General features: G+C 52.8%; 14 protein-coding genes and 1 pseudogene. 11 read left to right on the top strand and 4 right to left on the bottom strand.

Going from position 1 to position 16,902, the window contains the following annotated elements:
- The first annotated feature begins 417 nt into the window (after nucleotides 1-417).
- Together tspO and C1J05_RS03285 are read left to right on the top strand one after the other, a co-directional pair.
- On the top strand, nucleotides 418-897 hold the full coding sequence (tspO, locus tag C1J05_RS03290) for a tryptophan-rich sensory protein TspO (protein ID WP_114869020.1): 480 nt from the start codon (nucleotides 418-420) through the stop codon (nucleotides 895-897).
- A gap of 153 nt (nucleotides 898-1,050) precedes the next feature.
- Nucleotides 1,051-1,470, top strand: coding sequence for a DUF3010 family protein (locus C1J05_RS03285; protein ID WP_114869019.1), 420 nt, complete (start codon nucleotides 1,051-1,053; stop codon nucleotides 1,468-1,470).
- 66 nt (nucleotides 1,471-1,536) lie between these two features.
- Here the strand turns inward: C1J05_RS03285 and C1J05_RS03280 are convergent.
- A pseudogene (locus C1J05_RS03280) lies at nucleotides 1,537-1,669 on the bottom strand (transposase); the annotation flags it as partial.
- Between the two features lie 263 nt (nucleotides 1,670-1,932).
- Between C1J05_RS03280 and C1J05_RS21260 the strand changes: the two are divergent.
- The 6 genes from C1J05_RS21260 (at nucleotide 1,933) to C1J05_RS03255 (ending at nucleotide 5,992) form a co-directional block, all read left to right on the top strand.
- A complete protein-coding gene (locus C1J05_RS21260) occupies nucleotides 1,933-2,196 on the top strand; it encodes a hypothetical protein (RefSeq protein WP_162797902.1) in 264 nt (87 codons plus the stop codon).
- A 335-nt stretch (nucleotides 2,197-2,531) separates the two neighbouring features.
- On the top strand, nucleotides 2,532-2,861 hold the full coding sequence (locus tag C1J05_RS03275) for a DUF1330 domain-containing protein (RefSeq protein WP_114869018.1): 330 nt from the start codon (nucleotides 2,532-2,534) through the stop codon (nucleotides 2,859-2,861).
- Between the two features lie 207 nt (nucleotides 2,862-3,068).
- A complete protein-coding gene (locus C1J05_RS03270; protein ID WP_114872073.1) occupies nucleotides 3,069-3,362 on the top strand; it encodes a ribbon-helix-helix domain-containing protein in 294 nt (97 codons plus the stop codon).
- Nucleotides 3,363-3,453: 91 nt separating this feature from the next.
- The gene (locus tag C1J05_RS03265; protein WP_114869017.1) at nucleotides 3,454-3,849 is read left to right on the top strand and encodes a VOC family protein; all 396 of its coding nucleotides are present in this window, start codon (nucleotides 3,454-3,456) and stop codon (nucleotides 3,847-3,849) included.
- Between the two features lie 32 nt (nucleotides 3,850-3,881).
- Nucleotides 3,882-4,406: a Twin-arginine translocation pathway signal gene (locus C1J05_RS03260; RefSeq protein ID WP_114869016.1), complete on the top strand. Its 525-nt coding sequence runs from the start codon at nucleotides 3,882-3,884 to the stop codon at nucleotides 4,404-4,406.
- 14 nt (nucleotides 4,407-4,420) lie between these two features.
- On the top strand, nucleotides 4,421-5,992 hold the full coding sequence (locus C1J05_RS03255) for a GMC family oxidoreductase (protein WP_114869015.1): 1,572 nt from the start codon (nucleotides 4,421-4,423) through the stop codon (nucleotides 5,990-5,992).
- A 481-nt stretch (nucleotides 5,993-6,473) separates the two neighbouring features.
- On the opposite strand, the gene C1J05_RS03250 is transcribed toward C1J05_RS03255, so the two are convergent.
- On the bottom strand, nucleotides 6,474-7,103 hold the full coding sequence (locus tag C1J05_RS03250) for a class I SAM-dependent DNA methyltransferase (RefSeq protein WP_162797901.1): 630 nt from the start codon (nucleotides 7,101-7,103) through the stop codon (nucleotides 6,474-6,476).
- A 311-nt stretch (nucleotides 7,104-7,414) separates the two neighbouring features.
- Here C1J05_RS03250 and C1J05_RS03245 point away from each other — a divergent pair, with 311 nt between their 5' ends.
- Nucleotides 7,415-9,085: an adenylate/guanylate cyclase domain-containing protein gene (locus tag C1J05_RS03245; protein WP_114869013.1), complete on the top strand. Its 1,671-nt coding sequence runs from the start codon at nucleotides 7,415-7,417 to the stop codon at nucleotides 9,083-9,085.
- Nucleotides 9,086-9,475: 390 nt separating this feature from the next.
- A complete protein-coding gene (locus C1J05_RS03240; RefSeq protein ID WP_114869012.1) occupies nucleotides 9,476-12,832 on the top strand; it encodes an ATP-binding protein in 3,357 nt (1,118 codons plus the stop codon).
- A gap of 300 nt (nucleotides 12,833-13,132) precedes the next feature.
- On the opposite strand, the gene C1J05_RS03235 is transcribed toward C1J05_RS03240, so the two are convergent.
- Entirely contained in the window at nucleotides 13,133-13,516 is a 384-nt protein-coding gene (locus C1J05_RS03235) for a DUF2779 domain-containing protein (protein ID WP_114869011.1), read from the bottom strand.
- 45 nt (nucleotides 13,517-13,561) lie between these two features.
- On the opposite strand from C1J05_RS03235, the gene C1J05_RS03230 reads away from it, so the two are divergent.
- Nucleotides 13,562-14,479 (top strand): polysaccharide deacetylase family protein, encoded by a 918-nt coding sequence (locus tag C1J05_RS03230; RefSeq protein WP_114869010.1) that lies wholly within the window; start codon nucleotides 13,562-13,564, stop codon nucleotides 14,477-14,479.
- Between the two features lie 418 nt (nucleotides 14,480-14,897).
- Here the strand turns inward: C1J05_RS03230 and C1J05_RS03225 are convergent, their stop codons facing one another.
- Nucleotides 14,898-16,760 carry an adenylate/guanylate cyclase domain-containing protein gene (locus C1J05_RS03225; RefSeq protein WP_114869009.1) on the bottom strand — a complete coding sequence of 621 codons (1,863 nt, stop codon included), beginning with the start codon at nucleotides 16,758-16,760 and terminating at the stop codon, nucleotides 14,898-14,900.
- Nucleotides 16,761-16,902 lie beyond the last annotated feature (142 nt).

Genomic DNA, 16,902 nt, shown 5'->3' with positions numbered 1-16,902 from the left:
GCGCCATACTGGTAAATAGTGGTAACTTGCTGTAGTCACATCGGTAAGTTGAGCCAATTTTATGCAATTAAGTCAAGATAGTTAATTGAAAACAGTAAATATCGGTAAGTAGAACAATAATGTTTTGTAATCAGTAGGTCCGCGGTTCGAGTCCGTGTGGGGGCACCATAAAAATCAATAAAAACAAAAACTTGAAAGACGCAAACGGAAGAGATCGTAGTCTCGGTAGTTTTGTGTCCGCCTGAAGTCCGCATGTCTCACTAATCAGCGCGTAGCCTCAACGGAAAAGAAATGGCTTCTAAGAAATGGGCACAGTTATGCTTATTCCAAGACATGGCAGGGCCTGAGTCCGACACAGCGATTGGCAGCGTCCGCCCGATAGCCTAGTTTTACGGGATTACCTAACGGGGGCCTTCCATGGATTTCCTTTTGTTCTTCCTTTTTCTTGCCGCATCAATTTGCGCTGGGGCAACTGGAGCGCTGTTCCCAACAGGGTCCTGGTATAAAGGTTTAAACAAGCCTTCTTGGGTACCACCAAACTGGTTGTTTCCGGTGGCTTGGACGTCCATCTATTTGCTGATCGCATTCGCTGGCTCTCGTGTGGCCGGTCTGGAGGGCAACGCATATGCGATGGCATTCTGGGCCATTCAGATCGTGCTCAACGCGCTTTGGACGCCAGTATTCTTTGGGCTGCGCCATCTACGTGCCTCGATCCCTATCATGGCCTGCTTGTGGTGCGCGGTTCTGGGGGCGACACTAACCCATTGGCAATTGGACACATGGGCTGGGCTTGCATTCATGCCCTATCTGGTTTGGGTGAGTGTTGCGGCAGCCTTAAACCTTTCCATGGTACGCCTGAACCCGGATCAGAAACCGTTGGATATGGCGAATTTGTGAGTTTTGGCACTGCTACTACAAATCACTATCTTTACGACTCATTCGCTGGGCACAATTCCGTTAGCCCAAACCTGAAACAAGCAGCACCGGGTAATCGGGTTATCAGATCAGAAAAGACTGGTAATGTGGGTTTAGCACATTGAGGAAAAGTACATGGTAGTATGTGGATGCGAGATTTCGGCAAAAGAGGTTCGGCTTGCCGTCGTCCACCTAAATGATGACGGTAACGTGGAGATGCGTCGACCAAAGACCACCCGAATAGAGCTCGAGGATGACACATCTGAGGCCGATCTACGTTCATTCCTAGCAGCTCTTCACGACTTTGCCCGCGAAAACGAAATTGACACCTTTGTGATCAAAACCCGTGCCAAAAAAGGCAGAATGGCCGGTGGAGCCGTATCCTTCAAAATCGAAACTCTAATCCAACTCGTTGAAGGTTGTGATACGAGGTTTGTCAGTCCGGTGGCCCTTGCTCACTTCGCCAAGAAAGAAGTCGAGGCATATCCAGATAAACTTCCTGTCTATTTGAAGAATGCCTTTCTTTCCGGCGCACATGCTTTGACTAGGGGCTGATACCCAACTTGGCTGAGCAGGTAAACGTGAGCATAGATTTCAGTGAGAAGCAGAGCCATTCGTAGGCTTCGTCCATTTGTAGAGCGAATGCGTGCTTACCCCCAAAACGCCGTGAAACCTCGCGAACCGGGTACCCCCGCACCGTGATCTGCTGCACCGCGTCCCGCTTAAACTCGTCGCTGTAATTGCTTGTCCCCATGTCGGCCTCCCAGCCTCAAAGTTAGTTGGCAAGGTTCTCAATAGCCTTCAAAGTACGCCTATCGTCTCCGATGGGCGCGATCCCGGGCGAAATCTGATTTGCGGGCACTATTCGTCGAATGGATCACAGACAGATCAGACCGTTTCGTCAGTGAGCTAGACGCATACCTCGCCTCCCAAGGCTCAATAGCGTCTGACTAATTGCCGCATTGTTCGCGTCTCGATGGTTCTGACGCTGCGCAGCGAAAGTGGGGTTTGGATTTAATGTCAAATAGCCAAGTTAAACGGCCGCAATGGCGACGTGAGCTGCAACGCGGCGACAGGCATGCCGCAAACGCGAAGCGATGCTGCGTCCGCGATGTAAGAAAACCGAATGACGGGAAAGTCCTCAAGGCGGTCATTAATACAGAGTGCAGCGAACGTCTGGTGCCGGTAAAAGCATTCGTTCAAAAGCAAAAATTCGAATTTGCAGCCATGAAGGACTGCTTTGCGCTGCACAGCAGACAGTCACCAAATTTCGGTGAATGACTGCATCGAGCCCATTGCAGCCAGATTGAAATCGCGATCTTCGCTCACGCAGCAAACCGGGCGCCCTTAAACGGACAATAATCCGGCAACTGAACGCTGCTTTGTTGCGAACTTCCGCTTTTAGCACTGTGCCGACAATCGTTTGGAAAGGTCGTTCACAACCACAGCGAATAACTACCGTCAGCTCCAAGCAGCTTTTGTTTAATCGGTTTGTTTTTATCCAAATCAGAAAGTACGCCAGAGTTGAAAATCATCATTAGCTGTAGTGAGGAGACACATGAGGTTTTCGCTGCTATGCTCCATTCATAAAAATAATTCCAAAAAAGGAGGGCAATATGTCCGTATTTCTGATCGCTGATGTTAAAGTTACGGATGACGCTTGGATTCCGGAATATGCCGCAAAGGTTCACGATATTGTTGCGAAGCACGGTGGCAAGTATCTGTCACGGAGCGGTAACATTCAGACCATTGAAGGCGAGGGCCTAGACACAACTCTGATTGCGTTGATTCAATTCCCATCGCGTGAGGCTCTTGATGCATTTGCAAATGATCCAGAATACAAGCCTTTTGGCGAAGCGCGCCAAGCAGGAAGTGTTAGCCGCTTCCATGTTATCGACGATACTGACCTTGCCGGAGCCATTCCCTATCTTCCGGCAGCCGGTTAATTAGAACATATAATGTTTGTCTGCGTCGCCTAACGGGTGGGAAAGACTGTTGTTGGGTTGGTGACTTGGCAACCGTACGATTTGTTCTGTCAGCGGTTTACAAAAATGCAGCATGTCGTAAGCTTTGACAACGCCAGAGCGTTCCATGAGTGTTTACGTTCGGCTCGTTATCTCGCTCTGGCTGGGGAGGACGAAAGGGAGAATTTTATGTGCCAGATATTTGCCGGTCAGGACCCTGAACGCTACAAGCGGGAAACTCGGCGCATGCGGTTGAATGGACAAAGCACCAGTGTACGCTTGGAAAAATCTTTTTGGGCGATTGTTGACGAACTTGCTGAAAACCAAGGTTATACAACGCCTGGCTTCGTCTCAAAGCTTCATGCCGAAGTGCTTGAGATATATGGTGAAACAGAGAATTTTACGTCACTTCTACGATGCACTTGTTTGCTTCATATGGAAATGCACCAAGGTTCGAGCACCGGACAGGTCGCGGCCGAATAGGTTGAATACAGCTTTGTAGTATTCCTTTACTACCCACAAGCATTTAAAAATGTCAGCCTGCCAGAACCACTTAAATAGTTGGGAGGCACGCATGGCAAAAGCCATACACAGCATGATCCGCGTATTGGACGAGGCGCGATCAACAGACTTTTATAATCGGGCGTTCGGGTTGAAAGTGGCACATCGCCTCGATTTCTCGTCGTTCACACTCATCTATCTCAGGAACGAAGAGACTTCGTTCGAACTAGAACTGACGATCAACAAAGACCGTACTGAACCGTACGATCTGGGCGATGGCTATGGGCACATTGCGTTCTCAGTTGATGATCTAGACGCCGAACATGCGCGTTTTGAGTCCGAAAATCTTAATCCGCGCAAAGTTGTTGAGTTTGCGCCAGATGGCGATGTCATCGCCAAATTTTTCTTCGTTCAAGACCCTGATGGGTACGAGATCGAAGTTCTGCAGCGTGCAGGTCACTACCAATAAAAGCACGCGCATTCATTAGGGAGGAAAGTGAAATGGAAAACAATAATCACAACAGGGCACTGACACGGCGGCAATTGCTGTCTCGGTCGATGGCTGCAGGCGCAAGTTTCGTTGTTGGCGCCGGATATCTTGCAAGTGCCGATGGTGCATGGGCGATGGAAACTTCAGCGCTCAAGCCTGAAACGATGGCAACGCTGGTTCAGATGGCCCGTGATATCTACCCGCATGATCATGTGGGTGATGAATATTACGCCGTCGCCGTCAAAGCCTATGACACCGAAGAGGCGGCACCGGGTGTCGAAGCTGGTATAGCAGCATTGAACGCAGCGGCACAGGGCAAAGGACATGCCGACTACCTGTCGATGGGATGGGAGCGAGATCGCGTCGATGTTTTGCGCGGCATGGAAAACAGCGCGTTCTTTCAGCAAGTCCGAGGCGGATTAGTGACCGGGCTTTATAACCAAAAGGCGGTCTGGCCGCTCTTTGGATATGAGGGCGAGTCCTTCTCTCAGGGCGGTTATATCGACCGCGGCTTCAATGACATCAACTGGCTATAAGGGAGAGTGGCACCATGACGGCACCATTTGATCTCACAGACGACAGCGTTGTTGTCGTAATCGGAACTGGCGCGGGCGGCGGCGTGCTCGCAAACGAATTGGCGCAAAAAGGCGTGAGTGTTGTTGCACTCGAGGCTGGCGGGCGGCACCTTCCACAAGACTTCATCAATGATGAGTGGGAAAGCTTTGGGCAATTGGCCTGGCTGGACCCACGGACCACGTCTGGTGATTGGCGCGTTGCCAAGGACTTTTCTGGCCTGCCTGCCTGGATTGTAAAATCCGTCGGCGGCACCACCCAACACTGGGCCGGTGCGTCTTTGCGATTCCAGGACCACGAATGGAAAGCAAAGACCACATACGGCGATGTTCAGGGGGCAAATCTTTTGGATTGGCCAATTGATCCAGGCGAAATGGACCAGTGGTACACAAAGGCTGAAGACAAGCTCGGTGTGACCCGCACGGGCGATCGTCCCGGACTGCCGGGAAACAATAATTATAAGGTCTTCGAAAAGGGTGCAAAGGCTCTGGGCTATGAACAAGTCCACACCGGCCGCATGGCGATCAATTCGGATGAAAATCGTGAACGTTCAATGTGCCAGCAGACCGGCTTTTGCTTCCAAGGATGTAAATGGGGTGCCAAGTGGTCGGCAGGCTACGTGGACATCCCTGAGGGCGAAGCGACTGGGAATCTTGAGGTGCGCTCCAAATCTCACGTTGCACGCATTTTGCACGATGACAGCGGCAAGATCACTGGTGTGGAGTACTTTGACGCAGAAGGTAATTTGCAGATGCAAAAGGCCCGCCTTGTTTGTGTGGCTGGCAATTCGTTTGAGTCGCCGCGCATGCTGTTAAACTCAGCGTCATCAATGTTCCCGGATGGTCTGGCAAACTCCTCTGGTCAAGTAGGTCGTAACTACATGCGGCACATGACCGGTTCGGTGTATGCGGTCTTTGACCAACCGGTGAAGATGTGGCGCGGTACCACAATGGCAGGCATCATTCAGGACGAGGCGCGTCATGATCCATCCCGTGGATTTGTGGGCGGCTATGAACTTGAAACGCTCGCTCTTGGCCTGCCCTTCATGGCGGCATTTCTTGATCCTGGGGGATGGGGACGCGAGTTCACCACAGCTCTGGACAGTTACGAGAACATGGCTGGCATGTGGATTGTCGGAGAAGACATGCCGCAAGAAACCAACCGTGTTACGCTGAATATGGACGTTAAGGATCAATTCGGCCTGCCAGTTGCAAACGTGCACTTTGACGATCATCCCAATGATATCGCGATGCGCAATCATGCCTACAAACAAGGCATGGCAGTCTATGATGCGGTGGGGGCCACGCGCACCTTCCCAACTCCCCCTTATCCTTCGACACACAATCTGGGCACCAACCGGATGTCGGAGAATCCGCGTGACGGCGTGGTCAATAAATGGGGCCAAACGCACGATATCGCAAACCTGTTCATTTCGGACGGGTCGCAGTTCACCACAGGGGCGGCGGAAAACCCGACACTAACCATTGTGGCGCTTGCCATTCGGCAAGCCGATCACATCGCTAGCGAAATGTCTCGCGGCAATCTCTGATTAAAGACTGACAAAAACAATGTGCTCCGGTGCCAACTTTAGTTTATCGGAGCACATACAATAACTCGACCAAGGCAATAGGTACTCAGTCGAAACGAAACCTCGAAAAATAGCCATATACGGTAGTCGATGTAGCGAATGTGACCTATCGATGATGATCTTTGTAGCGCCAACAAAGGCAGTATAGCTTGGTCTTGGCTGCCCCATCAGGTACTTTAAGCATTCTTTTGTTCTTGTTCGGTCGCACTGCGGCGAACGGCAGGTTCGTCCGCATGTGAGACATACGTCGCAACCGCAGCGAACGTCCGGTCCTGGTGAAAGCAGTCGTTTAGAACCAAAACTTCGAATTTCCGGTTGTGAGCGGCTGCTTAACGCGACGAACCGGTCATCAGAGAAGAACAGTCGAATGACTGCATCGAGCCCGGAGCGGACTTATTGTATGCCCACGGCTTTATGGGGCTTTGCTGCTCCAGACTAATTTCTAAAGAACGGCATACACTTGGAGCTGCGCTGTTACGTTTGGTTCTGCTAGAAGAAATGGCCTAAATACGGGCGAGGCTGCAACTTGCATCCACTGCTTTGATGTCTTGTGCGATTCAACAACAGCTTTTAGGCCTTGTTCCTCGTAGGTATCGTGCCTGACGTTTAGAATAACTTTACCACCAGGCCTCGTCACACGAATGAACTCTGCCAAACAACTTGCGGGCGCATGCCCCGGCCCTAGGGAGCCGATACACGCTACTGCGGCAAAGTAGTCATCCGTTTCCGGGAGGGGTTCCGCTAAGTCGTGCATGTAATGGCGTTCATAAACGCCTAATGAAGATGCCAGTTTCAGCATTTTAGGAGATAAATCCGCGCCTACAACATTGTCATATCCAAGAATTGACAACGCCTCTCCTACAAGGCCCGTGCCACAACCAGCGTCCAGAATTGGTCCAGAACCAAGTGGTACATGTCGCGCAAAAAAAGCAGCCGCTAGCCACGGTATCCTGTAGCCCTTACCAACGTTATCGGCATCGTAGCTAGCGGCCCAATCATTGTATGCGTTCTGTGCCGCTTCGGACCCGTCAACGTCGTACACATGCCCAAGTCCCTCAGTCTCGCCCGACATTTTCGCCTCCCCGAGAATAGCTTTGCAATCGCTCACCGGGTTTCACGCTAGCGCATTCCAAACTGCATTGCATTCTTTGTCCGCATTGTCGCCGGTGAAGGCACCCAGACCGAACGGCTGCCCCCAATCAGACCGGACCTTCTTGCTTGCTGCAGCGCTTGACCGCCTGGAGCCCAGAGCTGCCGGTTTGAAACAGTTTAAACCTTGAGAAACCTAGCTTGCTTCGTCAAACTTCAGTAGTCTTGATAATAAATTATTTTTGTTAGCGTGAAATCTTCAAGTCGCTGCGCCAATGGAAAGAGAGAACCAAAATGACGCGCCGTTTCGCGTTTATTCAAGCCGCCGATATTGCCGACTACTCTTTAATGATGGCGCAGGATGAAAGCGCCACGATCTCTCTCGTACATGAATTGCGTGATCGATTGCTCGAACCTGTTGTAGAGCGTCATGAAGGCGAGGTTCTTAAGCGGATGGGGGACGGTTGGATCATAGCGTATCCGTCAGTCGCTGCCAGTGTACTTGCTGCTTTGGAAATTCAGAACGGGCTTGCTGAACACCCGAAAACCCGCCTGCGGATTGGCATTCACATGGGTGATATCGTACGCGACGAAGCAGACTTGTACGGAGCAGGCGTAAATATCGCTTGCCGATTACAAACAGAAGCACCTCCCGGAGGCGTTTTGGTATCGGCAGATATATACAATCAACTGTCAGAAAAGCAGTGTCAGGGATTTTCAGATGCTGGCACATTCAAACTCAAAAACATCCCGCGACCGATCCAGTGTTTCCAGTGGCGGCCGGAAAAAATGTTTGTCGGCAGTCGGTCGGAAGAGGTTCCGGTGATTGGAGTAGAAAAACTGGTTGCCGCACCTGCTACAGAGGAAACGGCTGCTGCTGCGGACGATTTACACGAACAAATCGTTCACGGCTTGTCCCGTCGAACCGGCATCAGAGTACGCGACGTGTCCGTAGGATCGAATGACAGGACAACCTATACTCTGCGCGGCAGATTTCGCGCATCTGGAGGGCGCGCCCGCGTCAACCTATCACTCATCCTGCGCGACGACGCCTCAACTGTTTGGGCGGACGTATTTGAAGGAGATGCCACTGATCTATATGATTTTTGCGACGATGTATCCGCGCAAGTCGATGCAAAGCTGCGACTGTTCGTAAATTCACTAGACAATAACCGTATTGGCGAAATTCCCGACGAAAATCTTAGTGTATCGGAACTGCGCACAAGAGCAGCGGGTCTATTCTACGAATGTACGATCCCAGATTTGGAGCGCTGCATCTCGGTAATGGACCGCGCGCGGCGCTTGAACCCCAAAGACGGGATGAGCTTGAGCATGTTGGCTATCGGCGTCGTGATGCGTTATCAAATTCGCTTCGAGCCTATCGAAGGTGACAAGCTGACCGAGTTGATTGCCGCGCATGACCGTGCGGTGGAATTGATGCCACAAAGCGATTTTGTATTTTTCACCAGATGTTTGTTTCGCAGCATCACCGAGCGCGATCCCGAAAAAGTCATGTCGGACGCAAAACGATGTTATGACCTCAGCCCAAATTATCCGCAGGCTCACATAGGTCTTGGATATGCTTTCATACTTACGGAAGATTTCGACAAAGCCGTTAAGGCCATGAGAAAAGGTACGGAGCTAAAATACGATCCCTATTGGGCATACCGTCGCCTGCATATGGCCGTAGCACAGTTCTGCGGCGAGGATTTTGAAGGCACTATCTCAACTCTGAAAGAGATGATTGACCTGAAGCCGAGTGTGCGCGGATTTAGAAAGTTGCTCATCCTTTCGCTAAAGGCACTCGGCCGTGACACCGAAGCGCAGAAAGAGGATCAGGCTGCTGCGCTCTTGGATGATGGAGAGAATTTCCATGTTCAGGAGCCAACCGTGCCCGACAGCCACTTATGGCTACGTGAAGCGTTGGCTCCAGGTTCTGGTGGAATATTGGAAAACACGAAATGACTGTTTTGTCCGCGTTGCAGTCATTAATGGACGACATAGCGAACGGCAGCAATGAGCCCAATGCAGCCGCGCCGCAATGAGCCCATTTAGCATTTGCAGCATGACCTGGAAATCCACGACCAGACCAGACCTGCCGTTAAGTTACATCCTGCATTTTTCTGTGCTGTTTTCGCTTTGTGGACATTCATTTATCCCGCTGCTTTTCCAGCCATCATGGGTCAGTCCACCTGGTTGGAACCACTTGGATCCATTCGTCGTCGACAGGTTGATCAGCCGTCAAACGGTCTAGTTGAACGCGCAAAGTAAAGGCATGACACAAACTAAAAATGGGCTAGTGTCGGGTTTTCGGGAGGCGTCGGTTGGTGAGACCGGCATCCGTGGGGGATCAAGTTGCAGGACGTTCAAAGCTGGCTCGCAGAACTCGGACTGGAGAAATATGCCTCAGCTTTTGCCGAGGCTGAGATTGATTTCGAGATTTTGCCTAATCTGGTCGAGGAAAATCTCAAAGAGCTGGGCCTACCCTTAGGCCCGCGGCTCAAAATATGGGCCGCGATTCAACGCCTTGGAGAGCCACCTGCCTCACTTCTTGAAACCGCTAAAGACACGGCGCCCAAGACAATCACCGCGGACGCTACAGCAGCCTCCTCCGACGCGGAACGCCGCCACCTGACGGTAATGTTTGTTGATCTTGTGGGTTCAACAGAGATGGCGACGCGCTTTGACGCGGAAGACATGCGCAACGTCATCACGGGCTATCAGAACACGGTGGCCGGTGTTGTTGGCCGCTATGAGGGGTTTGTAGCCAAATTCATGGGCGATGGCGTGATGTGTTACTTCGGCTGGCCCCGTGCCGGTGAAGACGATGCGGAGCGCGCTGTGCGAGCGGGGCTGGCGATCATCGAAAGCGTCAGGTCAACAAAGGCTCCCGATGGCACAGCTCTTGCAACGCGGATCGGGGTCGCCACCGGTGTTGTGATCGTTGGCGACCTGATAGGCAGCGGTGCAACACAGGAAGCGGCCGTTGTCGGCGAGACGCCCAACCTAGCCGCGCGGCTGCAAGGCGTTGCAGGGCCGAACCAGCTTGTTCTGCCCAGCGAAACCCGGCGTCTGCTGGGCAGCACGTACAAGCTGACGTCAATCGGCGCACAAGAGTTGAAAGGCGTGGGTGCCCCGGTTGAAGCCTTCGTCGTTGACGGCGAGGCAGTGCAGGAAAGCCGCTTTGCGGCGCGCCAGTCCGGCACCTTGACCCCCATCGTCGGACGCGACCGTGAGATCGAGCTTATGCTGGAACGCTGGGCGCTTGCCAAAGCGGGCCAAGGCCAGATGGTCATCGTGAGCGGCGAGGCCGGCATTGGCAAGTCGCGCATCACAAGAGCGGTCATCGACGAGGTTGCAAAGGATGATCACACCCGCATCACCTATCAATGCTCGCCCTATCACACAGATTCTGCATTTTACCCGGTAATTCAGCAATTGTCCTTTGCAGCCGGGTTCGCACCATCGGATGGGCCTGATACCCGGCTGGACAAGCTGGAGGTGTTGCTCGGTCAGGACCCCGAGATGCTGAAGCTGATCACGCCGATGATGGGTCTGGACGGAACCGCGCGGTACGGTGCGCTTGACCTGACACCAGCCCAGCAACGGGCGCATACCATGAAGACACTGGCCAAGCTGCTGGTTCAGCAAAGCCAGGACAGGCCGGTGCTCTTGGTCTACGAAGACCTGCACTGGATTGACCCGACTTCGCTGGAGTTGCTGGACCTGCTTTTGGATACTGTTGCGGATCAAAAGATCATGATCCTCGCCACGGCGCGTCCCAGCTTTGAGTATGGCTTTGGCGGACATCCCATCGTGACGAGGTTCGCATTGAACCGGCTGGGGAAGGATCAGATCGGAGACATCGTCACCAAGCTGACTGGCGGCAAGGCACTGCCAGACGAGATCATGGCAATCATCGCGGAGCGCACCGATGGCGTGCCACTCTTTGTTGAGGAACTGACTAAGACAATTCTGGAGTCCGGTGCACTGAAAGAAGATGGAGACCGTCTCCTTCTCGATGGGCCGCTGAACACTGTCGCCATTCCGACCACGCTGCATGACAGCCTGATGGCGCGGCTGGACCGGCTACAACCGATCAAGGAGGTCGCGCAGACAGCTGCCTGTATCGGGCGGGAGTTCAGCCATAGTCTTTTGGGACAAGTATCCCATTTGTCAGACGCCGAAATGACCGCCGCACTGGACGGCCTGATCGCAGCCGAACTTATCTACCGCAGGGGCCTGCCTCCAGAAGCAACCTATCTCTTCAAACACGCCCTGGTGCGTGACGCCGCCTATGAAAGCCAGCTGAAGGAGACGCGCCGGGCCATCCACGCGCGCATCCTGACGGCACTGGAGACCGACCCCGATATCGCCCCCGAAGTCCTCGCCACCCACGCCGAGGCGGCTGATCTTACTGACCGCGCCATCGACCTGTGGGAAACCGCAGGCAAAGCCGCCATCGCGCGACCGGCATTCAAGGAAGGCATCTCCAATCTTCGTCGCGCGATTGCCTTGCTAAATCCAAACGTCGAAGACTGCGAACACCAGGTCGTCGAGCGAGCCCTTGCCTTGCAGGTTCAACTAGGAATGGCCTGTCTCCAAGGCCTCGGATATGCTGCCGACGAGACAAAGACAGAAATGGAACGCGCGCTGGTTCTCGCGGACCTGATTGGGGACACACCGCTGCGGTTCAATGTACTCTATGCACTTTGGGCTGGAAGATATGTGAGGTCGGAACACTCTGAAGCGGGCTTTTGGGCGCAAGAACTTTTAAGGACTGCCAAGAGCTCCGGAGATCCTACGCGACTTACATTGGCGCATCGAAGTGTAGGCATATATTCGATGATGTCTGGCAAGTTCCAAGAAGCGCAATCATCTTTTGATGAGTCACTGGCTAATTATGACCCAGCCAAACACGATGGACTTGCACACTTGTTCGGTCAAGAACTGGGCGTTGCTGCGTATGCCTACCAATCTATCAATAAGTTGTTTTTGGGTGAGACCCGTCGCGCCAAAAAATATGCGATCGAAGCCGAAAAAAGAGCGCTGACCTCAGGTCATTTCAATACGATCTGCTACATGCATGGGCACCTTCTCATGACGGCTATAGCTGCCAATGATGAGACGGCTATTGAGCGGCATGTTACAAGCTTGAAGCCGATTGCCGAAGAGCACAATCTTCATATCTGGTTAAGCTGGGCGCGACTAGGAGCTCACTTCTTGAAGCTCAAACAAGCCGATCCATCTGGTTTTGACGAGGCCTTCGAAGTCGATAGTGCAATGATTGCATCCAAAAATAGAATTTTTGCTCCGATCTTTCGAACCGAAGCGGGGCGTTGCGCCCTCGCGCTTGGCCTTCGAGACGAGGCCACGCAACTGGCGACTTCTGCTCAGGAGTTGATGGGCCAGACTGGCGAAATTATGTGGATGTCGGAACTCACCCGGTTGCAGGCGGCTTTGGCCAAGACGGATGGCGACAATAAGACTGCAGAAGAACATCTTCGAGCAGCCCTCGACGTCGCCCAGAAGCAGGGCGCCAAACTTTTGCAACTTCGTGCGGCCATCGACCTCGCCCGCCTATGGCAGGAACGCGGCCGAACTGATGAGGCCAATACTCTTTTAGTCTCCGTAAGCGACAGCATCGCCGAAGGAGAATGCCCCGAAGATCAGGCAACTGCCCGCGAACTGCTCGCTGAGTTGACAGCATAATGCCCTTTCGAAAGATTGCGGTGGCAAATCGTTTCTGGGAATCTGCCAGCCTCAGGGCTCTTCGAACGTCAGCTTTACCGATTTTTATTTTTTTTCATTTTCCCTGGCAGCCGAGGCCGACAAAATCCCTCTCAAATACACGTCGCACTTTAGAAAGCCAAGATTATGCAGGTGCAGCGAAAGCACGGTTTGTCCGCAACTCGGTCATTACCTCGATTTCGGCGAACGTCCGGTGTTAGTAAAACCTGCCGTTGAAGTCCTGACCTGTTTATAGGTCCAGAGCCTGGAACACACCGCTGCTCACATCGCCATCAGCGTCTTGTGGATCGCAACCATCGCCCAAGTGTCACGAGTGCAATAATCCACTAAATCCGCATAAACCTTGTCACGCTCCAAAGCTGCTGGATTGGCCAGCGTAACTTCCTTCCACAGACGTGATGCACTTGCACCTTCCTTGATGTCGAGGTCGTCATACGCAAGTTCCGGCACCAAAGCTGGAAGAATCTTCTTGATCGAAGCGCTGCCCATGAATGCAGGATCGGTGATGGTCTCGTCCGAAAACGGCTGCATGAGGTCAATCACGCGCTCGTTCAAATCGCCTAGAAATGCTGCATGCTCCGGAAAAGCCGCCGCCATCTCAGTATTGCGGCTCTTCTCGAAGCCCGATACTTCTTGCTTGCCCATCAACCACGTGAGACTCTCTCATGGTTCGATTAGGAGAATTATTGCATGCAGATGGCCTTTACCCTGGATGACCTGCCGGTTTACCCACATATGGCTTTACCAGATGGTTACACGCCACATTCAGTTGCCACGCAGATCATTGGTGCCTTTGCACGGAACGGGGTGTCGGGTGTTTTTGCCTTAGCCAATTCGTGGCCGCTCGATATTGAGCCTACCTATGAGCGTATTCTGGATGACTGGGTCGCTGCAGGCCACCATATTGGCAACCACACTCACACGCATCCGTTGCTGAATGAGACATCTGCAGAGGATTTTATTCACGACATATCCGTCGCCGACGAATTGCTGGCGCCTTGGATCAACAAGGCCCCTCTGCGTGCATTTCGACATCCGCTCGAGCTTTGGGGAAACACCGAAGAAAAACGCGTCCGCGTTAATGAGCACATTGAGAGGTTGGCCTATCGCAGCGCGGGCGTCACCAGTTGGTTTTACGAATGGGAATGGGATCGTGCGTGGAGGCATCTACTGCAAACCGGGCGTTCCGAGGAAGCCGAGCGTCTGAAAACAGATTTTGTAGAGTATGCGGCGGCGCAGGTGGCACATGATGCCGCGGTCTGTAAATCGGTTTTTGGTCGCGAAATAGTTGGTATCGGTCTTATCCACCCGGTCGCCTTTTTCACCGAAGTTGCGGATGCGTTCTTCGCCAGTCTGTTTGCTGACGGCGTCGCTTTTGTTTCTTTGGCTGAAGCCTTAGATGATCCGGCTTATGTTCGATCCGGATCATTCGTCAGCGATGCGTTTGAAGTGTACCAAATCAAGGTAGCAGCGGCAGATGGACGTGCATTGGACGCGGTTCCGCCAACGCATAAGGCGCTCATTGAAAGAGTGTTTGAGCTAGGCGCACCACTTCGTCCGCCACGCCGCGGGATGCTGGTTCAAAACAAGCGCCAAAGAGCGACCTAGCCTAATACTCACGTGCCTTTATGCCCAGTGCATGAGGGAAAGTGTTTGTTTTTGAGACAAGAAAGTGGACCTTCAAAATGATGAGGTGATTGTCCGCCCCGCACAGCGGAGCTAGACATCCCAAATCTTGCTGCGCTGTGAATGAATGGCGGCTTTCCTCTCTGCGGCGCAGCTAACAATTTTGGCTTACAGATTGCTGCGAGACCGAGCGTTAGCACAGGAGCACTTCCGGTATGGGCTCGAAGCGGAAATTGACAGGTTTTTGGCGGGTGTCTGCTGTGTCGCGTCAAGCCGCCGTTAGCGACTGGAAATTCGAAACTTTGGTTCTAAACGACTGCTTTCACCGGCACCAGACGTTCGCTGCACTCTGTATTAATGACCGGCTGGCGGGACAAAGCGGTCATAAGCTATTGAAGTGTCATAAGGGCATACCGGAAGCTTCCATCGCCGCAAGCCAGCGGTCCAGCACTCCGGGCGCAATCCACATATCGGTGTTGATACTACGTTCCCGCGACACGGTCCATTTGGGGTTTTCCGCGACATAGTCGGTCATTGCCATGGTCGCCTTTTCAGTATTGCCAAGGCAATGATGAATGGCGGCGAGCATCTTGTTGGCGGCGTTTGGCATTGAGGGCGCTGACTGAAATGTCGCAAGAGCCTCGTCGCACTCCCCCATCTGCCATTGAATTCTGGACTTTTCCCACTGCACATCATGCCCGTACAGCGGATCAACGCGCTCAGACTCGGCGATCACCGCCAGAGCCTCATCCGTTTCCCCGACAAAGGTTAGTGCCTGGGCCAACGCGTTGCGTGCAAAAAAAGACGACGGGTTCAATTCGATCGCGCGACGGTAAGCGACAGCAGCGCCCTCGACATCACGGTTCATCAGCAAAGCGCGCCCCAAAGCGAAATAGGCCATGAAATTGTTCGGGTCGAGTTCTACGCCTCGGCGGGCGAGATCGTACATTCTTTTGCGCGTCGCCTCTTCATCGCCTTCAATCCAGCCATACCGCAGGCCAATGCGAAGCGACAAAGCCTGACCAAGATGACCCCAAGCAGAGTCGGGGTGGTCATTGAGGGACTGTTCTTGCTCTTCGATATTGGTCAGCAGGTTTTCGCGATTGAAGTTCCGCATGATCCGGCTTTGCGCCGCATTGGCAATCAACAATGCACTGACATCGCCTTCGGACATCCGCGCGGCGGCCGTATCGATCACCTTGCTACCTACTGCACTCGCGACCTTCAGACTGATACTGTTGTTCGCTTCGAGCAATTCGTCGAGCGGCACATCGATGTTTTCGGCCCATATGTTGGCTTCTGTGTCACCGTCAATCAACTGAGTGGTAATCTGAAGTCTCGTGCCATCATATCTCTGGCTGCCTTCCAGAATAAAGTCTGCACCAAGCTGGGAAGCAATTTCGGATATGCCGAGACCGGAGTCCCGAAACTGAAAACTGGAACGTCGTGAAATGACGGTCAGCTGCGGAAATCGCGCGAGAGAGTTAATGATATTATCAGCCACGGCATCGCTGAGATAGTCTTGGTATTGTGGGGCGCTGTAGTCGTCAAAAGGCAATACCGCGACCACCGTCCCCGTTGAGGAATTTGATTGAAATTGGAGTGTCGCAATAGCAAAGCCAATGATCACCACACCAGCGACCATCATCCAGCCCAAAGCTCTTCGTAGTCGAGGTTTTCTGGTCGGGGTTGCGGTTGAGGCAATGGCATCTGTGGCGAAAGATTGGGAGCGTTCGTCAAGTTCGACTTTGTAAGTTTCCATCGGGGATGGAATGTTCTTTAACTGCTGCGGCCCCATGGGTACGAAACTTAGATCGAGCTTGCCTTTAACGTGATCGAAAACGGTTTGAGATACGCAAATTCCACCCGGTTCAGCCAATCCCTCGATCCGCGAAGCAACATTGACGCCATCGCCATAGATATCGTCCCCATCGACCATCACATCGCCGACATTGATCCCAATGCGGAATCGAATTCGGTCGTTTTCGGCCCTATTTTTCTGAGAAGCGGCAAGAGCGATCTGGACGTCTACAGCGAAGCTTACAGCGTCCACCACACTCGCAAATTCAACAAGGCTCCCATCGCCCATAAGCTTGACGGTTCGACCATAGTGGTCTTCGATCCGCGGATCGATCAAACTCCGACGAAGTTCTTTGAGATTCGCCAGAGTTCCGCTCTCATCCTTACTCATGAGCTGGGAGTATCCAACAACATCAGCTGAAAGGATCGTCGTCAGTTTGCGTTCCTGATTGTCATTTTCCAAAAGACTGATCTCCGTTGCAACGAGCTTATCTCAAAGGAGATCATCGCGTCGAGAGCGCAGGAGACCTCCCGACAGATTGGGTTGACCTGATAAGAAGCTGATGTCTGGATTGGGCTCAAAGCGGAAGTTCACAGGTTTTTGG

This window comes from Sulfitobacter sp. JL08 (genome assembly GCF_003352045.1).
GTDB lineage: Bacteria > Pseudomonadota > Alphaproteobacteria > Rhodobacterales > Rhodobacteraceae > JL08.
The sequence above is the reverse complement of the archived record's forward strand: the minus strand, read 5'-3'. Positions and strand labels throughout refer to the sequence as shown.

What these genes read in the sequence shown, in the direction of transcription:
- tspO (WP_114869020.1), top strand. Translation starts at nt 418, where the DNA reads ATGGATTTCCTTTTGTTCTTCCTTTTTCTTGCCGCATCAATTTGCGCT.
- C1J05_RS03285 (WP_114869019.1), top strand. Translation starts at nt 1,051, where the DNA reads ATGGTAGTATGTGGATGCGAGATTTCGGCAAAAGAGGTTCGGCTTGCC.
- C1J05_RS21260 (WP_162797902.1), top strand. Translation starts at nt 1,933, where the DNA reads ATGTCAAATAGCCAAGTTAAACGGCCGCAATGGCGACGTGAGCTGCAA.
- C1J05_RS03275 (WP_114869018.1), top strand. Translation starts at nt 2,532, where the DNA reads ATGTCCGTATTTCTGATCGCTGATGTTAAAGTTACGGATGACGCTTGG.
- C1J05_RS03270 (WP_114872073.1), top strand. Translation starts at nt 3,069, where the DNA reads ATGTGCCAGATATTTGCCGGTCAGGACCCTGAACGCTACAAGCGGGAA.
- C1J05_RS03265 (WP_114869017.1), top strand. Translation starts at nt 3,454, where the DNA reads ATGGCAAAAGCCATACACAGCATGATCCGCGTATTGGACGAGGCGCGA.
- C1J05_RS03260 (WP_114869016.1), top strand. Translation starts at nt 3,882, where the DNA reads ATGGAAAACAATAATCACAACAGGGCACTGACACGGCGGCAATTGCTG.
- C1J05_RS03255 (WP_114869015.1), top strand. Translation starts at nt 4,421, where the DNA reads ATGACGGCACCATTTGATCTCACAGACGACAGCGTTGTTGTCGTAATC.
- C1J05_RS03250 (WP_162797901.1), bottom strand. Translation starts at nt 7,103, where the DNA reads ATGTCGGGCGAGACTGAGGGACTTGGGCATGTGTACGACGTTGACGGG.
- C1J05_RS03245 (WP_114869013.1), top strand. Translation starts at nt 7,415, where the DNA reads ATGACGCGCCGTTTCGCGTTTATTCAAGCCGCCGATATTGCCGACTAC.
- C1J05_RS03235 (WP_114869011.1), bottom strand. Translation starts at nt 13,516, where the DNA reads ATGGGCAAGCAAGAAGTATCGGGCTTCGAGAAGAGCCGCAATACTGAG.
- C1J05_RS03230 (WP_114869010.1), top strand. Translation starts at nt 13,562, where the DNA reads ATGCAGATGGCCTTTACCCTGGATGACCTGCCGGTTTACCCACATATG.